13 protein-coding genes are annotated in these 19,175 nt (G+C 51.3%); 12 read left to right on the top strand and 1 reads right to left on the bottom strand.

All coding sequences use genetic code 11. From position 1 onward, the window contains the following. Positions 1-103: 103 nt before the first annotated feature. Positions 104-3,232: a DUF748 domain-containing protein gene (locus BUA28_RS10570; RefSeq protein ID WP_072768092.1), complete on the top strand. Its 3,129-nt coding sequence runs from the start codon at positions 104-106 to the stop codon at positions 3,230-3,232. Between the two features lie 87 nt (positions 3,233-3,319). On the opposite strand, the gene BUA28_RS10565 is transcribed toward BUA28_RS10570, so the two are convergent. Further along, positions 3,320-5,020, bottom strand: a complete 1,701-nt coding sequence (locus BUA28_RS10565; RefSeq protein ID WP_072768091.1) for an OprO/OprP family phosphate-selective porin — start codon at positions 5,018-5,020, stop codon at positions 3,320-3,322. 343 nt (positions 5,021-5,363) lie between these two features. Between BUA28_RS10565 and BUA28_RS10560 the strand changes: the two genes are divergently transcribed. The 11 genes from BUA28_RS10560 to BUA28_RS10510 all read left to right on the top strand — a co-directional run bounded on the left by BUA28_RS10560 (position 5,364) and on the right by BUA28_RS10510 (position 19,012). Continuing rightward, a complete protein-coding gene (locus BUA28_RS10560; protein WP_072768090.1) occupies positions 5,364-5,621 on the top strand; it encodes a DUF2024 family protein in 258 nt (85 codons plus the stop codon). A 90-nt stretch (positions 5,622-5,711) separates the two neighbouring features. Next, on the top strand, positions 5,712-6,461 hold the full coding sequence (locus tag BUA28_RS10555; protein ID WP_072768164.1) for a S1 family peptidase: 750 nt from the start codon (positions 5,712-5,714) through the stop codon (positions 6,459-6,461). Positions 6,462-6,699: 238 nt separating this feature from the next. Beyond that, complete coding sequence (locus BUA28_RS10550) at positions 6,700-7,179, top strand: response regulator (protein ID WP_072768089.1); 480 nt, start codon at positions 6,700-6,702, stop codon at positions 7,177-7,179. A 24-nt stretch (positions 7,180-7,203) separates the two neighbouring features. Further along, positions 7,204-7,869 (top strand): response regulator transcription factor, encoded by a 666-nt coding sequence (locus BUA28_RS10545; protein ID WP_072768088.1) that lies wholly within the window; start codon positions 7,204-7,206, stop codon positions 7,867-7,869. A gap of 804 nt (positions 7,870-8,673) precedes the next feature. After that, positions 8,674-10,074 carry a TIGR03013 family XrtA/PEP-CTERM system glycosyltransferase gene (locus BUA28_RS10540; protein WP_072768087.1) on the top strand — a complete coding sequence of 467 codons (1,401 nt, stop codon included), beginning with the start codon at positions 8,674-8,676 and terminating at the stop codon, positions 10,072-10,074. A gap of 1 nt (position 10,075) precedes the next feature. Further along, on the top strand, positions 10,076-10,489 hold the full coding sequence (locus BUA28_RS10535; protein WP_072768086.1) for a hypothetical protein: 414 nt from the start codon (positions 10,076-10,078) through the stop codon (positions 10,487-10,489). A gap of 33 nt (positions 10,490-10,522) precedes the next feature. Further along, a complete protein-coding gene (prsK, locus tag BUA28_RS10530) occupies positions 10,523-12,598 on the top strand; it encodes an XrtA/PEP-CTERM system histidine kinase PrsK (protein ID WP_371915214.1) in 2,076 nt (691 codons plus the stop codon). A 220-nt stretch (positions 12,599-12,818) separates the two neighbouring features. Next, positions 12,819-14,171, top strand: a complete 1,353-nt coding sequence (gene prsR / locus BUA28_RS10525) for a PEP-CTERM-box response regulator transcription factor (RefSeq protein WP_072768084.1) — start codon at positions 12,819-12,821, stop codon at positions 14,169-14,171. Positions 14,172-14,223: 52 nt separating this feature from the next. Beyond that, positions 14,224-15,810: an acyl-CoA ligase (AMP-forming), exosortase A system-associated gene (locus tag BUA28_RS10520; RefSeq protein ID WP_072768083.1), complete on the top strand. Its 1,587-nt coding sequence runs from the start codon at positions 14,224-14,226 to the stop codon at positions 15,808-15,810. Continuing rightward, complete coding sequence (locus BUA28_RS10515; protein WP_072768082.1) at positions 15,807-17,042, top strand: pyridoxal-dependent decarboxylase, exosortase A system-associated; 1,236 nt, start codon at positions 15,807-15,809, stop codon at positions 17,040-17,042. The genes BUA28_RS10520 and BUA28_RS10515 overlap by 4 nt, the downstream gene beginning before the upstream one ends. Positions 17,043-17,173: 131 nt before the next feature. Then, positions 17,174-19,012 (top strand): asparagine synthetase B family protein, encoded by a 1,839-nt coding sequence (locus BUA28_RS10510; RefSeq protein ID WP_072768081.1) that lies wholly within the window; start codon positions 17,174-17,176, stop codon positions 19,010-19,012. The last annotated feature ends 163 nt before the right edge of the window (positions 19,013-19,175 follow it).

The following is a 19,175-nucleotide window of genomic DNA, read 5'->3' as shown; positions in this document are numbered from 1 at the left end:
TTGACCCGGCGTAACGTGCAGGGTAAAGTTGACGTGGAAGATTGATTTTGCTCTTAAAATCCGCACAATCGCTGCCCAATTGCCTTTCAGGAAACGTGCAACTATGCCCCCGATAACGCTGCTGCACCGTTTTAAAAGCCACAGACGCCTGGTTATCGGGCTGGGCACCTTAGCTGCCATCATTCTATTATTCGGACTGCTCGGTTATTTCTGGCTGCCGGGGTATGCCAAGGCCAAGCTTGAAACGTTGCTGTCAGAAGCCCTGCATCGCCCGGTGACAGTTCAATCGATCGATATTCAACCCTATACCCTGGAATTGACCGTTCGTGGTTTTCGTGTGGGTGAAAAGGAGACGGACATCGATGCGGGAAAGGCGCTTTTTTCCGTTGATGAACTGTACACCAACCTTAGCATTGCTTCGATCGCGCGGCGCGCACCGGTAATCAGTTCCTTATCAATAAAAGCACCCGTGCTACGACTGGTTCGCGAAGGCGAAAACCGCTTCAATATCACCGACCTGATAGAAGACCTCATGAATAAGCCGAAGGAGGGCGGCGAGACCATGTTTTCGGTGAGTAATATCGTGATAGACGGCGGTCGCTTCGAATTTGTCGATCGGCTCAAGAAAAGTCATCAGGATATATCCGAAATCACAGTTGGAATACCCTTCATTGCGAACTTCGAAAATGACGAGAAAAGCTGGGTAGAGCCGCGCTTCAGCGCCAGGATCAATGGCGCTCCGCTCACTCTGGAAGGGAAGTTGCGCCCCTTCACGCAAAATCGCGAAGCGACGCTTGAACTCAAACTGAAAGACGTCGATTTGATGCGAATAGACGAATACTCGCCCGTCCCGCTCGGCATCAGCCTCGTGTCCGGCTACTTTGATAGCGACTTATTACTGACGTTTACCCAGATCGAGGGGCAGGCGCCAAATATGGTGTTGACGGGCCGCGCCGCGCTACGGAAGTTGGAGATAGAGAACCGAGCTGTGGAAGTGCCCTATACGGCGAAACTTGACCAGCTCGATCTTAAATTGACCGAAGTCCATCTGAACGGCCCTAAGCCCTCGCTTATTGAACTGGCCTTGGCTGAAGTTGCCTTAATTCGCAACGGAGAACCGGAACCGGTACTGAGCCTGCCTAAGGTAAGCCTGGATAAGGTCACGATCGATATCGGGCGCCAAAGTGTGGCGCTTGGTTCGTTGACGCTGGATCACTTCAAGGGTTCCGTGCGCCGAGAAGCGGATGGCCGGCTCGACCTCGTCAAGTTTTTTTCCGCGCTGCCGGGCAAGGCTGAGCTGGAACCGGAAGCGACCCCTGCCGCTACAAAGAAAAATAAGCCATGGACAACTCGGCTTGGCAGCTTGCAATTGATAGCCGCGGCACTGCGCTTCGAGGACCGCACGCTGCCAAATGTGGTACCGATGGTCGTCAATCCGCTGGATTTAACCTTATCCAATATCGACTTCAGCGGTACAACGCCGCTGAAGCTGGCATTGAAGGCCGAGGTAAATAAAACCGGGAGCCTCGAGACAAATGGGTCCCTGGCATGGGCGCCGTTGATGGCTGATCTTGCTATAAACGCCAAGAATATTGATCTTGTCGCGCTGCAAGGTTGGGCTGGTAACCAGTTGGATGCCTTGCTGACGAGTGGTTCGATATCCTTCGATGGCAACGTCAAGGCCGATGGGTCACCGCTGAAAGTGGCACTGAACGGTGAAAGCCGTTTCACCAATTTTAACGTCCTTCAAAAGACAAACATGGTGGACCTCATGCGATGGCGAAGCCTTGATGTGGGCGGCATCCAGTTTGCCAGTGATCCGCTTCGCGTCGATATCAAGTCGATTGCGATTGCCGACTTCCTTGCTCACGTGTTGCTTACTCCGAAAGGAGAACTCAATTTCAAGCATATTGCCGCTCAAAATGATAGTAGGGAACCGTCCGGGCAAACAACTCCGGCCGCGCAGCCTGTAGCGCAACAGCAAGCAACTTCCGATGTCGCCACAAAAACCGTTGCTGAGAATTCTTCGAAACCATCGACCAAGAAGCCCCTGCCTGTTCGTGTTGGTCGTATCGTGATGACCGGAGGCAACGTTAATTTCCATGACCAGTTCATCAAGCCCAACTACCGCGCCAAGTTGACGGGACTTGCCGGCCGCGTTGGTCCCCTTGATCCACGAAAGCCCGGTGAAATCGATATCCGCGGAGCGGTGGACAAAACCGCACCGCTAAAAATCGTGGGCAAGGTCAATACCCTTGGCAGCGAACTTTTCCTCGATATCACGGCGACCGCGAAGGGGATCGATATGCCGACTTTCAGTCCCTATTCCGGTAAGTACATCGGTTATGCAATCGAAAAAGGCAAGCTTTCGGTTGATATACATTATCACGTTGAAAAAGGGGAGCTGACAGCGGAAAACAACGTTTTCCTCGATCAATTAACTCTTGGCGAAAAAGTTGAAAGCCCGGATGCGCTGTCAATCCCGGTGAGTCTGGCGCTGGCGCTATTGAAAAACCAGCGAGGAGAAATCGATGTTCACCTGCCGATAAGCGGCTCCATCAATGATCCGGAATTCAGCATAGGCGGGGTGATTGTCAAGGTCTTCATTAATTTGATTACAAAAGCCGCGACTGCGCCTTTCGCCTTGCTGGGCTCGCTCTTCGGTGGTGAAGAGTTATCGGAGATAGATTTTTCGCCGGGTTATGCGCAAATTACGCCTGAAGCCGAAAAACGCCTTGAAGCATTAGCCAAGGCATTGATAGATCGACCCGCACTCAAACTCGAGATTACAGGGCGAGCCGATCCAGCGCATGATCCGGAGGCTTTGAAACACATGATACTTGAACGTACCGTAAAAGCGCAGAAGCTATCGGAAAGCGTTAAAAAAGGAGAAACGGTCGCATCGCTTGATGACGTTGAGCTCAAGCCCGAGGAGTATGAAAAATACCTGACGCGGGTCTATAAGGATTCAAAATTCTCGAAGCCGAAAAATATGATTGGTCTTTCGAAAAGCCTGCCAGTACCGGAAATGGAACAGTTGCTGCTGGCAAATATCGACGCTGCGGATAGTGAAATGCGTGAACTTGGCGAGCTTCGGGCCGAAGTCGCGCGCGATTGGCTAATTGAGCAAGGTGGTGTTCCAAGCGAGCGAGTATTTGTGCTCGCGCCGAAAGTCGAGCCGGAAGCCAATAGCCAGAAATCGGGAAGCCGGGCAGAATTCTCCCTTAGGTAAATGCTGCCCAGCCAATGGCCGCGAAGATTTCCGTAAATTATGCGGAAATCTTCGCGGCCATGTTTCCATCGACCTATACCCGCTGTTTTAAAACTCGACTTGAACTTGCGTCAGGAAAGAACTCAAGTCAGCCTTATTAAAACCGGCGGTGCGAGAAATGGTGGATCCTTCCGTGTTCACATTTAGAATGTGAACAATGTTGTTCTGTATTTTGATATTGGGGTGAGGGTACCAGTTCAGCGCAAACCTGACCATATCCGCTTGGCCTCCTCTGATTACTCCGCTGTTCAAGTTGATATAATCATAACCGGCGGCCACCTCCCAAGCTCCCCAGCCTGAACCGTTCCATTGAAAATTCTGCCTGGGTTTTATTCGGTTCGCTGCACCATTTTTGACATGGTAGGCTTTGGATTCGCCGGTTAAAAAGTAACTGGCAAAGCCATAGTAGCCTGTGAAATGTTCGTTGTCATAACCCAGCCCATTTATATTCGTTCGTAAATATTCCCCTTGAACCGCGAATGGACCGTGGACCAGCCAACCCTCCGCGCCAAATCGGTCGTAACTGTCTATTCGGCGCGAGCCCGGTGCGCCCTTGTCTCCTACGCTCAAGTTGCCGGTATTCAACATGTTGGTGCGATCTACGTTAGTTCCCGGAAAGGCAAAGAATGCCATCCCTCCACCTCCCCCGCCCTGGGCAGATGGCGTAGTCGCTATTTGACCGGCGGCGTTGTACTGGGTGTTTACAGCAGTGTGCCCCGCCGAAATCCCCACATGCAAGAATTTGGTTTCGTCTTCCATCCAGGGCCGGCCCGTTATCCGGCCGATGCCTTCCCAGCCGGAATCGCCTGAACCATTGTTGCGGCTAACGTTGCCTGCGGTATTAACCGAGGTGGAAGCGGCCGACCAGGCCCCGATGGGTTCGGTCTGAAAAGCGACTCCAAACTGAAAACGCGGCACGGCATAATTGACCCCAATGCCGGTTTTGTAGGTATTGGGATTGTCGACAAACGAATTGACTGACATGTGACGCTCGATGAATGTGAGATAGCGGTTACTGGCTGCTTCTTCCAGACTGAACGGTTCTTTAAATGAACCGATCTTGACTGAAAAAGGCTTGGTCACGTTCAGCCGTGCGTAAGCGTCGGTAATTCCCGACGCTACAGAACCGTTACCTCGGCTGAAGTCGTACTCGAATTTGTAATCCCAGATCTTGAAAAAAGTACCTTCAGCACCAAGGCGGGCACGGCGAAGCGTCGCGCCGCTATTCCATTCATTAGGCAGGTTGGTGCCGGTAGCGGGCAAAACATCGTTGATGAAATTGTACTGTGAAGCTACCTGCATCCGCCCGTTGATCGCAAATGTAAAATTTCCGTCTTTACTTGCAAAATGCGGCGCACTATCAGTAAATTGAACGTGAACATTTTCTGTTTCCTTGACCCGCTCTTCGAGCGACGCGATATCGCTGGCAAGACGCGCTCCCATCATCTTTGATTTCAATTCTATATCTCTGCGGACAGCGGATAAATCCGCTGTTTCCTTTTTTTCTGCTGCTATGGGGCCGGTATTATCTGCTGTCTCCGTCTTGTCGGTCGTGTTATCCGCGGTTTTGTCTGCTGTTTTAGGCTTGTCCTCTCTTACGAAAGAACCTATATGGACGCGGCCGGGTCCAGGCTTTGCGTAAAGCTGTTCGGTGTAGGTATCGACATAAAGGTCAATGGCGAGAGCCGCGGTTGATAGGCTTGAGCCTAAAATGGCTGTGATTGCCAACGACAGTCTGGATAATTTCATATAGTTTTTCTCTTCCCGGTTGTTTATCTAGGCCGGTTGCGAGAATACTGCAGGGAAATGTCCGTTTAATTGCAGTTTTGTAACAGTTTCATGACAATGATGCGCTTGGCGAGTGAGGCGGCCAGATGGGGAAATAGTCAAGGGGGAATAACTTGAGGCAAGCGAGTCCGTGGCTTGTCTATTAAACGAATGGAGTATCGCAATGCCCTATTCCGACAGGCCATCCTGCGTTCCACTTTTCTTGTTGCCGTGATAGTCTATGTGCTGAGTTATTTGAACTATCAGGTAAACCGTTTTTAGCTCAAACTTCCCTTAAGATCCGTTAAACATTAGAGAGGAATCAATGGAAATTCATGTGTATGACACTTATGTCAAGGCGAAAGATGGCCACACAATGCACTTTGACGTATTTACAGGTGTAAAAGACGACAAGAAAGCGATCGAGTATGCGAAACAGTGGCTCACCTCGATTGGTGAAGGCGACGCGACAGTCACCAGTAAAGAGTGTAATTTTTGCCACAGCCAAAGTGCTCCGCCTAATGTCACTGACGCGATCAACAAGGATGGGTATTTCATTTACAAGATGGAAGGGTGCGGATGAGCATTAAGGAAGCATGCCGGTGAAAGCTGTCGGTACATTTCAAAGACGATGAATACGCGGCACGCTTTGCTGGTCTTCATCACCGGCTCTATGAAGAGCCTGGGCATTTTCGGGCTTATGTTTGGTTCCCCGCTTTGGGGTAGCGAGCTGGCCAAAACTATCGAACAGGTCAAGCCCTCGATAGTTGGAATCGGAACTGTTCAGATAACCCGGTCCCCGCCCGTCAATTTTTTGGGGACCGGCTTTGCGCTGGACGATGGCCTTCACGTGGTTACCAATGCTCATGTTGTTCCGGAGGTCCTGGACATTGCGAACAAGGAGTCCTACGTCGTGATTACAGGCAAGGGCAAGCAACCGGAACTCAGAGTTGCCACCATCGTTGCTCTCGACAAAGATCATGATCTGGCGCTGCTGAAAATCAGCGGCGTCGCTTTACCCACAATGAAGCTTGGAGACGCAGAAAAAGTTCGGGAAGGGCAAGATCTGATTTTTACGGGTTTCCCGATCGGTATGGTCCTGGGATTTTACCCGGTTACTCATCGTGCCATGGTTTCTTCAATAACGCCCATTATTTTGCCCGCTCACAATTCGAGGCAGCTCAATGCGAAGATGATCGGCCAGTTGCAGAAGTCTGCCTATGCGGTATTTCAGCTTGACGGCACCGCCTATCCCGGTAGCAGCGGAAGCCCTCTCTACGATCCCGAAACCGGACTGGTATATGGCGTGATCAATATGGTATTTGTAAAGGGTAAAAAGGAGGCCGCGCTCAGCAATCCGAGCGGCATTACGTATGCGATCCCCGGCAATTATATTCGCGAGTTGCTGCTGCAGCGCAAATAACAAAGATAAGTACGTTGCCGTTAAAACACGTTTGGATCTGTTCCTTGGTACGGCGCGGTTCGCTTGTCACCAACACACAAGAGCCAGAGCATAAGCTGGATATCATTCCGAGACGTTGAGAAAAGCTTTAGAGTTCGAAGCATAAATGCAATAAATGCAATATCGCTGGAAGTTAACCGCAAATGAAGCTGGGCTACATTACCTTTAATACCCGATGAGTGAGCTGTAAGGAGGAACGATGCAAATGGTCACTGTGGCAATAGCCGATACGGATCCCGGGCGGCGCATAAAATTAGAACAGTACTTGCAAGACGGGCCGGGCATTAAGGTGCTTACAAACATCATGCCATCTAAAAATGAGATAAAGCATCAGCTCGAGCCCGATACTGCCGTTATACCTGTTGACGAGGTAGTTGCCAGGATCGACAAACTGAAGCCTCGCATTGTTTTTGTCAGTCTGGATCAGTCTATCGGTGGAGATTTTGCTTTGCTGGAGGCTTTGCATCGCGAATGCCCCGAGACGCTCGTATTGTTGTTAACCGATAAATCGGTCCAGGAGGAGCAGATAATACAAGCCTTGGCGAGCGGTGCGCGCGGGTGTTTGAGCCATGAAGCAGACCCGCTTTATTTTTTGAAGGCTGTGCATGTCGTTGACCGTGGTGAGATCTGGGTAACACGTAAAATGCTCGGTAAAATTATGGATAAGGTATTGCACTAATCCGGATTTTGATGGGAGACATTCTTGATTTTGCTTGCTAGTCAGTTTCAAGACGACCTGTATCGATGGGAACAGGGGGTGCGCGGCGTTGCCCCCGTATTCTGTTCAACTAATTTGGACTCGCTCAGGGACGAATTGGTACGTCTAAAACCACAGATCCTCCTGCTCGATCATGATTTGCCAAAACTGGATGGGCTAAACGGAATCGCGGCGCTCATGAAATTGAATCCGGAGACTAAAGTCATTATTTTGAGCTATCCGATCGCCGACGAGATCGAGTGGGCATTATTCAGAACGGGAGTAAGGGGATGTTGCCAGCGCGACGTAAAACCTGAGCAGCTTAAAAATGCCGTTGTGGCTGTTCAGCAAGGCGAGTTGTGGATTCGGAGATCGCATAGCTGGCATCTGCTGAATGAACTTGTCACGATCACGCGGGAAAAGAATAAAATTAAAGAGGCCGTTGGGGAATTACTCGCGAATTTAACGCGGCGCGAATATGAAATTGCTACGCTTGTCGGAAATGGTGAAACCAATAAACAAATCGCGCGGCGGCTGGCTATCACGGAGCGTACAGTGAAGGCTCATTTGACCGAGGTCTTTCGCAAGCTGGACATTGCCGATCGACTCAAGCTGGCGCTGATTGTGAAGGGCTCCATGTCGTCACATGACTCGACACGAATCGACCACTAGCATTCTGTCGGACTTGAAGAGTCGCAGCGAAAAAGTGACTGGGTGAGAAAAAATTTTGAGGATTTTGAAGGTCAATAGTTATTCTATTGACCGAAAAAGCGCGGAAATATGAGCTGACCAGACATTCTTGCAATCGATTTCCTTTAAGTCCGACAGGTTGCTAGATATTTACGCTCTCGCATTTGCTTATTTCATCCTGATCAGGCTCGCTGCGCCAGTGCAGCAAATTCACCGGGCATTCCATAAATAATAAGCGTTTTACGCTTGTACTTGCACCGCCAAGCCTTGGTTCAAAGCACTGTTCCTTTTTATACTTCCCGATTCACTTTTCGCTTACGCAAATGCGTAATTGACGAGGTGAATTGCGTCTAGCTCGCACACATCCATATCGTGCCCAAGCCTCTCCAGTTGTGGAGGAGCATTAATCTGTTTTAAAACCGCAAAGAACTCCAATTTGCTCGTTAGCGTACCAAAGTCCAATTGTTCTTGCCGGTGAAGTTGATATGATGCATATAGGACTTGACGTTAGCTGACTATATAATACTTTCGTAAATTAAAGGCTTATCCCGCGGAGACAAGAAACTGCTCAGGTGATTGGTGAACCAGACGTCCATTAATAATCTTTTCAACATTTACGATGCACGCTCAATAATATCAAGGGCAACGGCGCGGACGTTTCGATCGGAGGCGTGCAAACATTAACTAGAAGTAAACTTTAACCGGTGTCGCTTGAGGCGGTTTGCGCTGACCTTGGGCTGAGCGAGAAGTGCCTGGGAGCTCATAAGATACTGATGAGGAACGAAATTGTTTCGGATTTATAATCACTTCATTTCCAGAACCGTGATCCTGCTTATCAGTGCTGAAATTCTCGTGCTGATGTTCATGGTATATCTCGGGGTAACTATTCGTTTTTTTGATCAAGCTGACCCCTTTCCCTTCTCTTTCTCGTCCTTGCTTCCCGAGGCGGGGACTTTCACCTTTGTCATGATCCTCTGCATGTCCGCCATGGGGTTATATCAATTGGATTCCCGCCTGGATATCAAGGACACTTTATTCCGCCTCATGCCTTCCATGATGCTCGGATTCGGAATAACGACGCTGGTTTTTTATTTGCTGCCTGACCTCTATCTTGGCCGTGGCATATTGGGGCTGGTAATGCTTTTTGCTCTGTCCGGGATTCTCCTGACACGAGCGGCTTTTCTTAAATGGTCCAGCCTGGGCATCCTGGAGTCACGGGCCATCGTGTTGGGCATAGGTGGCAAAGCTAAGGAGTTCGTCGAACAAACTAAAAAAAGCGAGTCAGGACACAGGGGATTCAAGATCATTGGTTTTGTCCCGTTGCCGGATGAAGAACTTCATGTGCCAGCCTCTGCCGTTCTGCCGAATGTGGATTCCTTGATATCTCTCGCTAATCGCCATGGGGCAGGGGAGATCATTATCGCAATTCAGGAACGTCGCGGCGGATGTTTTCCTATTCAGGACCTGCTGGAATGCAAGCTGAACGGGATAAAGGTGACTGACTCAGCCGCTTTTTTTGAGCGTGAACGGGGGCAAATTCGAGTAAATACCCTCTACCCGAGCTGGCTGGTTTTTGGCGGCGGGTTCGACCAAAGCCTGCTTAGATCCGGTATTAAACGCGTTTTCGACTTGGCCGCGAGCGGCGTCCTTCTGGCTGTTACGCTACCTGTAATGTTGATTGCCGCTCTTTGTATTCTGTTAGAGGACGGTACCCCCATTTTTTACCGGCAGGAAAGGGTTGGAAAGGGCGGGAAAATATTTATGGTTCTGAAATTCCGCAGCATGCGGGCTGATGCGGAGAAAGGAGGAACGCCGCAATGGGCGACAACGGATGATCCCCGGATAACACGAGTGGGTAGAATTATTCGTAAACTGAGAATCGATGAGCTTCCCCAGATATTGAATGTCTTGAATGGTGACATGAGTTTTGTCGGTCCCCGTCCGGAAAGGCCTTATTTTGTAGACCAGCTTTGCATGAAAGTTCCCTATTACAATGTTAGGCACAGCATCAAGCCGGGCATAACCGGATGGGCCCAAGTGCGCTACCGGTATGGCGCGTCGGTAGAGGACGCCATCGAAAAGCTTCAGTACGATCTTTATTATGTGAAGAACCACAGCCTGTTTCTTGATGTAATTATCCTGATAGATACCGTTGAAGTTGTCGTGCTGGGGAAGGGTGGAAGATGATGTGGGACGCCTTCAAGTCCTGCGCGGGCGTGGCGGCATTGCGGAATGGAATGCGCGAAAGGCGGCGACGCGAATGGTGCGACCGCTCAGGGCGGGACGGCACCTTCCCGAGGAAGGCGCGACGCCAGAGCGGGATATTGGCGCCAGAAGCGCGACCGCGATATTCCCGGCACTGCCGGATCGCCGCTCCGCGCTATCCCTCGCACAACACTTTAGGGCGCCTCCCTTTCGCCGCGAGATCGACAAAGCGGGTGGCTCTCAAAGCCGCCATCCCTTCGCTCCACTGGCACATGAGCGGCAAAATCGGGCATTCATGTCGTTGCCCGTCTTGGCATGTGGGGCAAACCAAGACCTTCTCCGCCCATCTTGTGATCACCCCGATTTTTGCAACACGCTCCACGGGCGACCTGCTTGAAGGCTCCCTTAAGCGCAGCGATATAACATGTTGATGAATATAGCGACGGCCAGCTACACGCTAGCGGCAGTCGCGCATTTTTTCCTGGCTTTACTTTTGGTAACAAGCTGGCGAGGTCGTCTGCACGGGATCGTGTTACCGATAGCCTGCCTCCTTTCTGCATTCTGGGCGTCATTGCTCGCTTATCAAGCTAACCAGAATCTCCCCCTCTCGCTCCTGACAGATACACTCGAAATTGCCAGAAATGGGGGCTGGACTGTCTTTCTCATTATGTCGCTGGGGCTGTATCGGAAAGATGACTCATCCATCGTGAAGATCAGTCCGGCCCTGGTTGCAATAATGATGATGTATATCGGGTGCTTCATCGTTGCGCTCTACTCTCAGGCTGACTTTGACTTTTCATCGCATAAAACGATTGACTTCATCGATAATATCGCTGGAAGCCTGGCAATGGCAATACTCGGCATGATTCTGGTAGAGCAGCTTTACAGAAATACGCCGGTCAAGCAGCGTTGGGGAATAAAATTCGCATGCCTCGGCATCGGGGGCATCTTTGCCTATGATTTTTACTTATACAGCGATGCGCTGCTGCTTAGGCACGTGAATCCTGAAATATGGGCGGCACGCGGGATAGTTAATGCGCTGGTTGTTCCGCTCGTCGCCGTTTCGGCTGCGCGAAATCCCCAATGGTCAGTCGGCATCGCGGTATCTCGTCATATTCTTTTTTATTCAGCAGCATTGTTCGGCACCGCAGCCTATCTACTGGCAATGGCTGCCGCCGGCTACTACCTCCGTTTTTTTGGGGGAAGCTGGGGCATCGTCATGCAGGTGAGTTTTTTATTTGGCGCTGTGGTTCTGCTATTGGCCGTATTGTTTTCGGGTACTTTGCGTTCCTGGCTCAGGGTCTTCATCAGCAAGCACTTTTTCAGCTACAACTACGACTACCGGGAAGAATGGCTGCGTTTTACGCGCACGCTCTCGGACGGTGGGCACGTACTGGGTGAGCGCGTGATCCAGGCATTGGCGCAATTGGTTGAAAGCCCTGCCGGGAGCCTGTGGATCTGCAGGGAATCCGGTAATTGCGAGCCTGTAACGCATTGGAATATGCCGGCGACTGGCGGGCTTGAGCCTCTGACCAGCCCTTTCTGTCAATTTCTGGGAAACAAAGAGTGGGTGGTCGATTTACAGGAATACGCCATAAATCCTGAAAAATATTCAGCAGTTGCTCTGCCTCAATGGTTGCAAACCATAGGCAGGGCATGGCTCGTGGTGCCGCTGATTCAACATCGGAAACTATTTGGTTTTGTAGTGCTGGCGCAGCCAAGAAGTAGGGTCAATCTGAACTGGGAGGTGAGTGATCTGCTCAAGGTTGCGGGCAATCAAGCTGCAAGTTACCTGGCGCAGCAAGAGGCGGCCAATGCGCTTATGGTGGCGCGTCAGTTTGAATCCTTTAATCGTATGTCGACGTTCGTAGTGCACGACTTGAAAAATCTCGTTTCACAGTTATCGCTTTTGCTTTCCAATGCTGAGAAGCATAAAAATAACCCGCAATTCCAAGTAGACATGATCGAAACGGTATATCTCTCCGTTCAAAAAATGAAGCGGCTACTGGAAAAACTAAGCAGTGTCGATTCGCCCGAGAATTCGGTTCCTCTTTTTATCGCGCCGTTGTTACAAGAAGCGGTAAAAAGTAAATCCGTTGCCGAACCTGCGCCGATTCTTGAAATACAGGATACGAGCCTTGCAGTGTGCGCAAACTCGTCCCGTCTTGAGAGAGTCATGGGACATCTCATCCAGAACGCGATCGAGGCGACCTCAAAGAACGGGCAGGTTCGGGTTCGGCTGAGAAGAGAGCAGAATTGCGCGATAGTTGAAATAAAGGATACCGGCCATGGTATGAGCGAAGAATTCATTCGCGAAAAACTTTTTAAACCTTTCGAATCCACCAAATCCGCGGGTATGGGCATCGGCGTGTTTGAAAGCAAGGAATACGTGTCTGAACTAGGTGGGGAATTGGAGGTTACCAGCAGTGAATCGAATGGCACGGTTTTCCGCATCATCCTGCCTCTTCATCAAAGTGCTTCCATCGTTAAAGTAGTGGCTAGATAGTGTGGGATTCGTTTTTGGAGATGCAGTAGGCGATCGAAAATGCAGCTTTCCCTTGCAGTACCAAGACAAGCAAACGGTCGAAAGCTTCAATGGATATACGCTCGCCAGGTTAGAAAGACCGATACATCGCATAAATGAAAAATGTTTCGTAAACGTTCCACTAGAAGTAGCGGTACAAAGTCAGGTTGATTCAATTCAAGCTTAGGTAAGAGGGCATCAGGTGAGTCAGGATAAAAAGAGTTTATTGGTAATCGAGGATGATCCAGGCCTGCAGAAGCAATTGCGCTGGAGTTTCGACGCTTATGAAGTATTCGTGGCGGGTGATCGCGAAAGCGCGCTTGCCTTGGTCCGACGGCATGAGCCTGCTGTCGTTACTATGGATCTGGGACTTCCGCCCGATCCGGATGGCGCCTCGGAAGGGCTCGCCACGCTAGCACAGATACTTGAACTTGCGCCGGACATCAAGGTGATCGTTCTGACCGGTAACCAGGATCATGGGAATGCACTAAAGGCTATCGCGGCTGGGGCTTACGATTTTCATCAAAAGCCTTTTGATCCAGAGATGCTGGGGTTGGTGGTAGAAAGAGCATACTACCTGCATGCGTTGCAGCAGGAGAACCGCAGGTTATCGCAATCTCAGGCGTCTCCCATCATAGCGGGAATTATTACCCGCGATCCCGCGCTGATCAAGGTATGCCGTAATGTGGAGAAAGTGGCCCCGTCCGATGCCACGGTTATACTGCTGGGTGATAGCGGTACAGGTAAGGAAATTCTGGCAAGAGCGCTGCATCAGGCAAGCGCCAGAAGAGAAAAACGGTTCATGGCAATCAATTGCGCCGCGATTCCGGAAACGCTTCTGGAAAGCGAATTATTTGGCTACGAAAAAGGCGCATATACTGGAGCGGTCAAGCAGACGCCCGGAAAAATCGAGCTGGCTAATGAAGGTACTTTTTTTCTTGATGAGGTCGGTGATTTGCCCATGCCGTTACAGGCAAAACTTCTCCGTTTCTTGCAGGAAAGAGTGATCGAAAGAGTTGGAGGACGTAAAGAGATCCCGGTCGACGTTCGTGTTGTATGCGCGACGCATCAGAATTTAAAGAAGCTGATCGAGGAAGGCCGTTTCCGGGAAGACTTATATTATCGCTTGAGCGAGATTGTTATCACAATTCCTCCGCTGCGAAATCGGATGGGGGATCCGGCATTGCTTGCGCATCACTTCAAGAATAAGTTCTGTGCACAGGAGAAGCGACTTTCGCTGAATTTCAGCCAGGAGGCGCTCGCTGCGATCGAAAACTACCCTTGGCCTGGCAACGTACGAGAAATGGAGAACTGTATTAAACGCGTTGTCATCATGGCCGACGGCCCCATAATCAGCGTTGACGATCTCGGGCTGCAGGTTTCAACCAGCTTGGCGGAACCGATCAACCTTCGCCACGTGCGTGACAGGGCGGAGCGCGATGCCTTGATGAAAGCACTGGCAAGAGTGGATGGGAACGTTGTCAAGGCGGCGGAACTACTGGGCGTCAGCCGTCCCACCATTTATGATTTAATGAACCGCCACCGGCTAAAATAGCCACGCCTTATAACATTCGTCGCCCCTTCCTTTTTACGTACAGGTATTTTCGATGGCAGATCTCCTCCACGAACTCATCTTCAAGTCTGCTGATCATGCTTCCGATAAAGAAGCGCTCGTGCATCAGAGAAATCGAACAAGCTATGGCGCATTGGCCGAGGATATTGGCTCAGCTGGCGCAGCCATGCTCGCTTTAGGGCTTGGGCGAGGCGAACGCGTCGCTATTTATCTCGAAAAACGCCTGGAAACTGTTATCGCATTGTATGGTGCCGCAGCCGCGGGCGGCGTATTCGTACCCGTCAATCCGCTCCTGAAGCCGGAGCAGGTGGCTTACATTCTTCGCGACTGCAATGTCAGGGTCCTCGTCACCTCAGCCGACCGGTTGAAGCTGCTTGCCACCGTTTTGCCGCAATGCCATGATCTGCATGCCATCATGCTAGTGGGTTCGGCCGAGCTTGCGCCCGTCGTTTCCGGCATTAGTGTCATCTCATGGAGCGACGCGTTGACGGCACGGGGCCATGCTAAAGCGCATCATAGTATTGATGGCGATATGGCTGCGATTCTCTACACTTCCGGAAGCACCGGCAAGCCAAAAGGCGTAGTCCTTTCCCACCGAAACCTGGTGGCGGGAGCAACGAGCGTAGTTCAGTACCTCAAGAATACGCCGGATGATCGAATTCTGTCGGTGCTGCCGTTGAGTTTCGATTATGGGCTCAACCAGCTTACCACGGCATTTCAGGTCGGAGCTACCGCTGTCCTGATGAATTATTTGCTGCCGCGGGATATCATCCACACGGTTGAGGACGAAAAAATCACAGGTCTTGCCGCAGTGCCTCCGTTGTGGATTCAACTGGCCCAATTGAACTGGCCAGCGGATAATTCATTGCGTTACATCACCAATTCCGGGGGGGCAATGCCGCGAGCGACGCTCGATTTGCTGCGCAACATTCTCCCTCATACAGAAGTATTTCTCATGTATGGCCTCACCGAGGCGTTCCGTTCGACCTTTCTTCCACCCGAGGAAGTGGTCGCACGCCCCGACTCCATAGGTAAAGCCATCCCGAATGCGGAAGTGCTGGTGGTACGGGAGGATGGATCACTCTGTGCGGCCGGGGAGCCGGGAGAGTTGGTGCATCGTGGCGCGCTTGTTTCCATGGGATACTGGAACGACCAGGAAAAAACCGCCGAGCGGTTCAAACCCGTTCCGTCTCGCCAGTCGGGGTTGACTATTCCGGAATTGGCGGTGTGGTCGGGTGATACCGTGCGCATGGATGAGGAAGGTTTTCTGTATTTCATTGGCCGCCGCGATGAAATGATCAAGACGTCCGGCTATCGCGTCAGCCCCACCGAGATCGAAGAGGTGATCTATGGGACGGAGCTTGTGGGAGAGGCCGCTGCCGTTGGCGCTCCTCACCCCGTATTGGGGCAGGCCATTATTCTGATCGTTACGCCGCGAGCAGGCTCGAGAATTGACCAGGACGCGTTGCTTGCGGCGTGTAAGCTTCATCTTCCCGCTTTCATGCTGCCGAGCTCGATCGAGTGCAAGGAAGGCAATTTACCGCGGAACCCCAACGGGAAAATTGACCGGAAATTCCTTGCCCAGGAATTGCAGAATACTTTCATGGAGACCGGCGCGTGAATAATGTCCGGCCAAAACATGCCTCAATGGTTCAATTCTCGAGCCGCGACGACTGCCTTCAGATTGGAGGCATGTCCCTCAAGCGGTTGGTGCAGCGGGTAGGCAGAACCCCATTCTATGCTTATGACCGGCAGCGCATTACGGATAGGATTGCCCTTCTGCGTCAACATCTTCCTGCCGAGGTTCACCTCCACTACGCAATGAAGGCTAACCCCATGCCTGCGGTTGTGCAGCATATGGCTGGTCTGGTGGATGGGTTGGACGTGGCATCTGCCGGCGAAATGAAAATCGCTCTGGATACACCCATGCCTTCATGTCAGGTCAGTTTTGCCGGGCCAGGGAAGGCCGACCAGGAACTTTCCTGCGCGATCGCTGCAGGCATTATCGTTAATATGGAATCCGAGCAGGAAATGGAGCGTATCGCCAATCTGGGCAATCACCTTGGTATTCGTCCGAAAGTAGCGGTCCGTGTCAACCCGGATTTTGAACTCAAATCCTCCAGCATGAAAATGGGCGGAGGAGCGAAGCCGTTTGGCGTCGATGCAGAACGAGTTCCAGCAATGCTGGCCCGAATGGCTAAGCTTGAACTCGATTTCGAAGGGTTCCATATTTTTAGCGGCTCGCAAAATCTGAAAGTGGCGGCTATCCAGGAATCCCACGAAAAGACCTTGCAACTGGGAATCTCCCTTGCCAGGCACGCACCCGGTCCGGTTCGTTTGCTGAATATAGGCGGCGGCTTCGGGGTGCCTTATTTTCCTGGAGACGAGCCATTGAATGTAGCAGAGGTCGGTGAAAATTTACGACACCTGATGCCTGAGGCGAGACGGCAACTTCCCGATGCGCAAGTGGTGATCGAACTTGGGCGTTATCTGATAGCGGAGGCAGGCATTTATGTATGCCGTGTACTGGAGCGAAAAGAATCAAGAGGGCAAATATTCCTGGTAACTGATGGTGGATTGCATCACCATCTCGCAGCTTCCGGAAATTTTGGCCAAGTCATCCGCAAGAATTATCCCGTAATCGTCGGCAACAAGGTAAATAGTGCCGAAAGGGAAATTGTCTCGGTGGTGGGACCGCTCTGTACGCCACTGGATCTGCTCGCGGATCGCATGGAAATGAGCAAAGCGGAAGCCGGGGATTTAATTGTCATTTTGCAATCGGGTGCTTACGGCTTGACCGCAAGCCCGACGGCATTTCTCGGCCATCCGCCACCCGCCGAAGTGCTGGTTTAAAAACCAACGTAGCATCGATGTTTTATTTGAGATGAGTCGCTTGATCGTCCGCAAATTCGCCAGCAAGCAATCATTAACGAAAATTAACGAAACGATGGAAAGATGATGTACAAGAAAACCGGAGATCTATCATGAGCGGGTTGTGCGGCTGGACAGGCCAGGACGGATCCGTTACCGAGAATCTCCAGCTTGCCAGGCGAATGGCTGGACCTCTTGCCCGTTTCGATGGCAGTGTTGTTGAGGCAGTTGCTGGACGAAACAGCGGTCTTGCCATTGCTGCAAGCAGTGATAACAAGCACATTTACCAAAAGAATGGGCTTTTCCTGGCATTATGGGGGCGGGCCAATTTTCTTGAACCGCGCCTAATCCAGCTTGCGCGAACCGAAGGCGTGGCAAAAACGCTGGCGGAGGATTGGCGGGAAAGAGGAGAAAAGGCACTCAAAAATTTGACGGGCGCATTTTCTCTTTGCATCCTTGATGAAAATACCAACGACGCGATTTTGGCAATCGATCGTATGGGCATATGTCCGCTCGTCTACTGCAACGATCGAGGACGGCTGGTTTTTGGTTCATCGGCAGACGCCGTAAACCTGCACTCAGCGGCTACACCGGATATCGCTCCACAAGGCCTGTATAACTATCTCTATTTCCATATGGTACCCGGCCCGGATACGATTTATCAGGGGCAAAAACGTCTTCTGCCCGGCGAATACCTGATTTATCGAAAGGGAAACGTTGAGACACGCAAGTATTGGGAAATGCGATTTCAGGAGAACGAGAAACGCCCGTTCCAGGAGCTCAAGCAGGATTTCATGCATGTACTGCGATCAAGCGTCCGCGAAGCGGTCGGGGATCAGCAGGTCGGCGCGTTCCTGAGCGGAGGAACCGACAGTTCGACCATCGCGGGATTATTAGGTGAGGTTTCGGGCCAACCGGCACACACCTATTCCATTGGCTTCGATGCCTCCGGATATGATGAAATGGAATATGCGCGCATCGCCGCGAAACATTTTTCCACGCAGCATCATGAGTACTATGTCACTCCGGATGACATAGTAAGCGCCATTCCCCTAGTCGCGGCGATTTTCGATCAGCCTTTTGGCAACGCGTCTGCCATCCCTGCCTACTATTGCGCGCGCATGGCGAAAGCTGACGGCCTCAGCAGGATATTGGGAGGAGACGGAGGGGACGAACTCTTCGGCGGCAACGTTCGCTATGCCAAGCAACATCTCTTTTCCCTCTATGGGCAAACGCCCTCCGTGGTGCGCAAAGGAATTATCGAGCCGCTGGTTTTTGGCATTCCCGGCGGAGCGGTGTTGCCGCTGATAAAGAAGGCGCGCAGCTATATCGAACAGGCCTCGATTCCGATGCCCGCCCGCACAGAGACTTACAACCTGCTAGAACGCTACGGCTCCAGGGAAGTTTTTACGGCGGAATTTCTAAGCACGGTTAATCCTGGTAACCCAGCTAACCTTCTCGATGAAATCTATCATGAGAACAACGCCGCGAGTCTGATAAATCGTATGCTGGCTTTCGATCGAAAGTTCACGCTTGCCGATAACGACCTGCCCAAAGTCGCCATGGCTTGCGAATTAGCCGGAATGGAAGTTGCGTTTCCCCTGATCAGCGATGAAATTGTGGCTTTCTCCTTGCAACTCGAGCCCCATCTGAAGCTCAAGGGTACAAAATTACGATATTTCTTCAAGGAAGCACTACGCGGTTTCTTGCCTGACGATATCATCACCAAGCAAAAACACGGGTTCGGTTTACCTTTCGGTGTGTGGCTCCAGCAGCACAAGCCACTGCAGGCTCTGGCTTCGGATAGTCTGAGCGATCTCAAGTCCCGGCGCATCGTTCGCCCCGATTTTATCGATAAGCTGCTAGGGCAGCATCTGAATGAGCATGCGGGATATCATGGCACCATGGTTTGGGTACTGATGATGCTCGAGCAATGGTACAGGCAGCGGTAAGGTGCAGACGCAATATCTTTAGCATATACCGCAGGTAAAGCGGGTTTCTTGTTGAACGTGCCGCTCGATTACGGGAAGCCAACGGAGCTGACGCCTTTGTATCGGCGGACAACTCAACGTAGACATATTTCAGCGAAACATATTGACATCATAAAATCAAAGT

Origin of the sequence: Nitrosospira sp. Nsp11 (genome assembly GCF_900142705.1) — a bacterium.
Taxonomy (GTDB): Bacteria; Pseudomonadota; Gammaproteobacteria; order Burkholderiales; family Nitrosomonadaceae; genus Nitrosospira.
The sequence above is the reverse complement of the archived record's forward strand: the minus strand, read 5'-3'. Positions and strand labels throughout refer to the sequence as shown.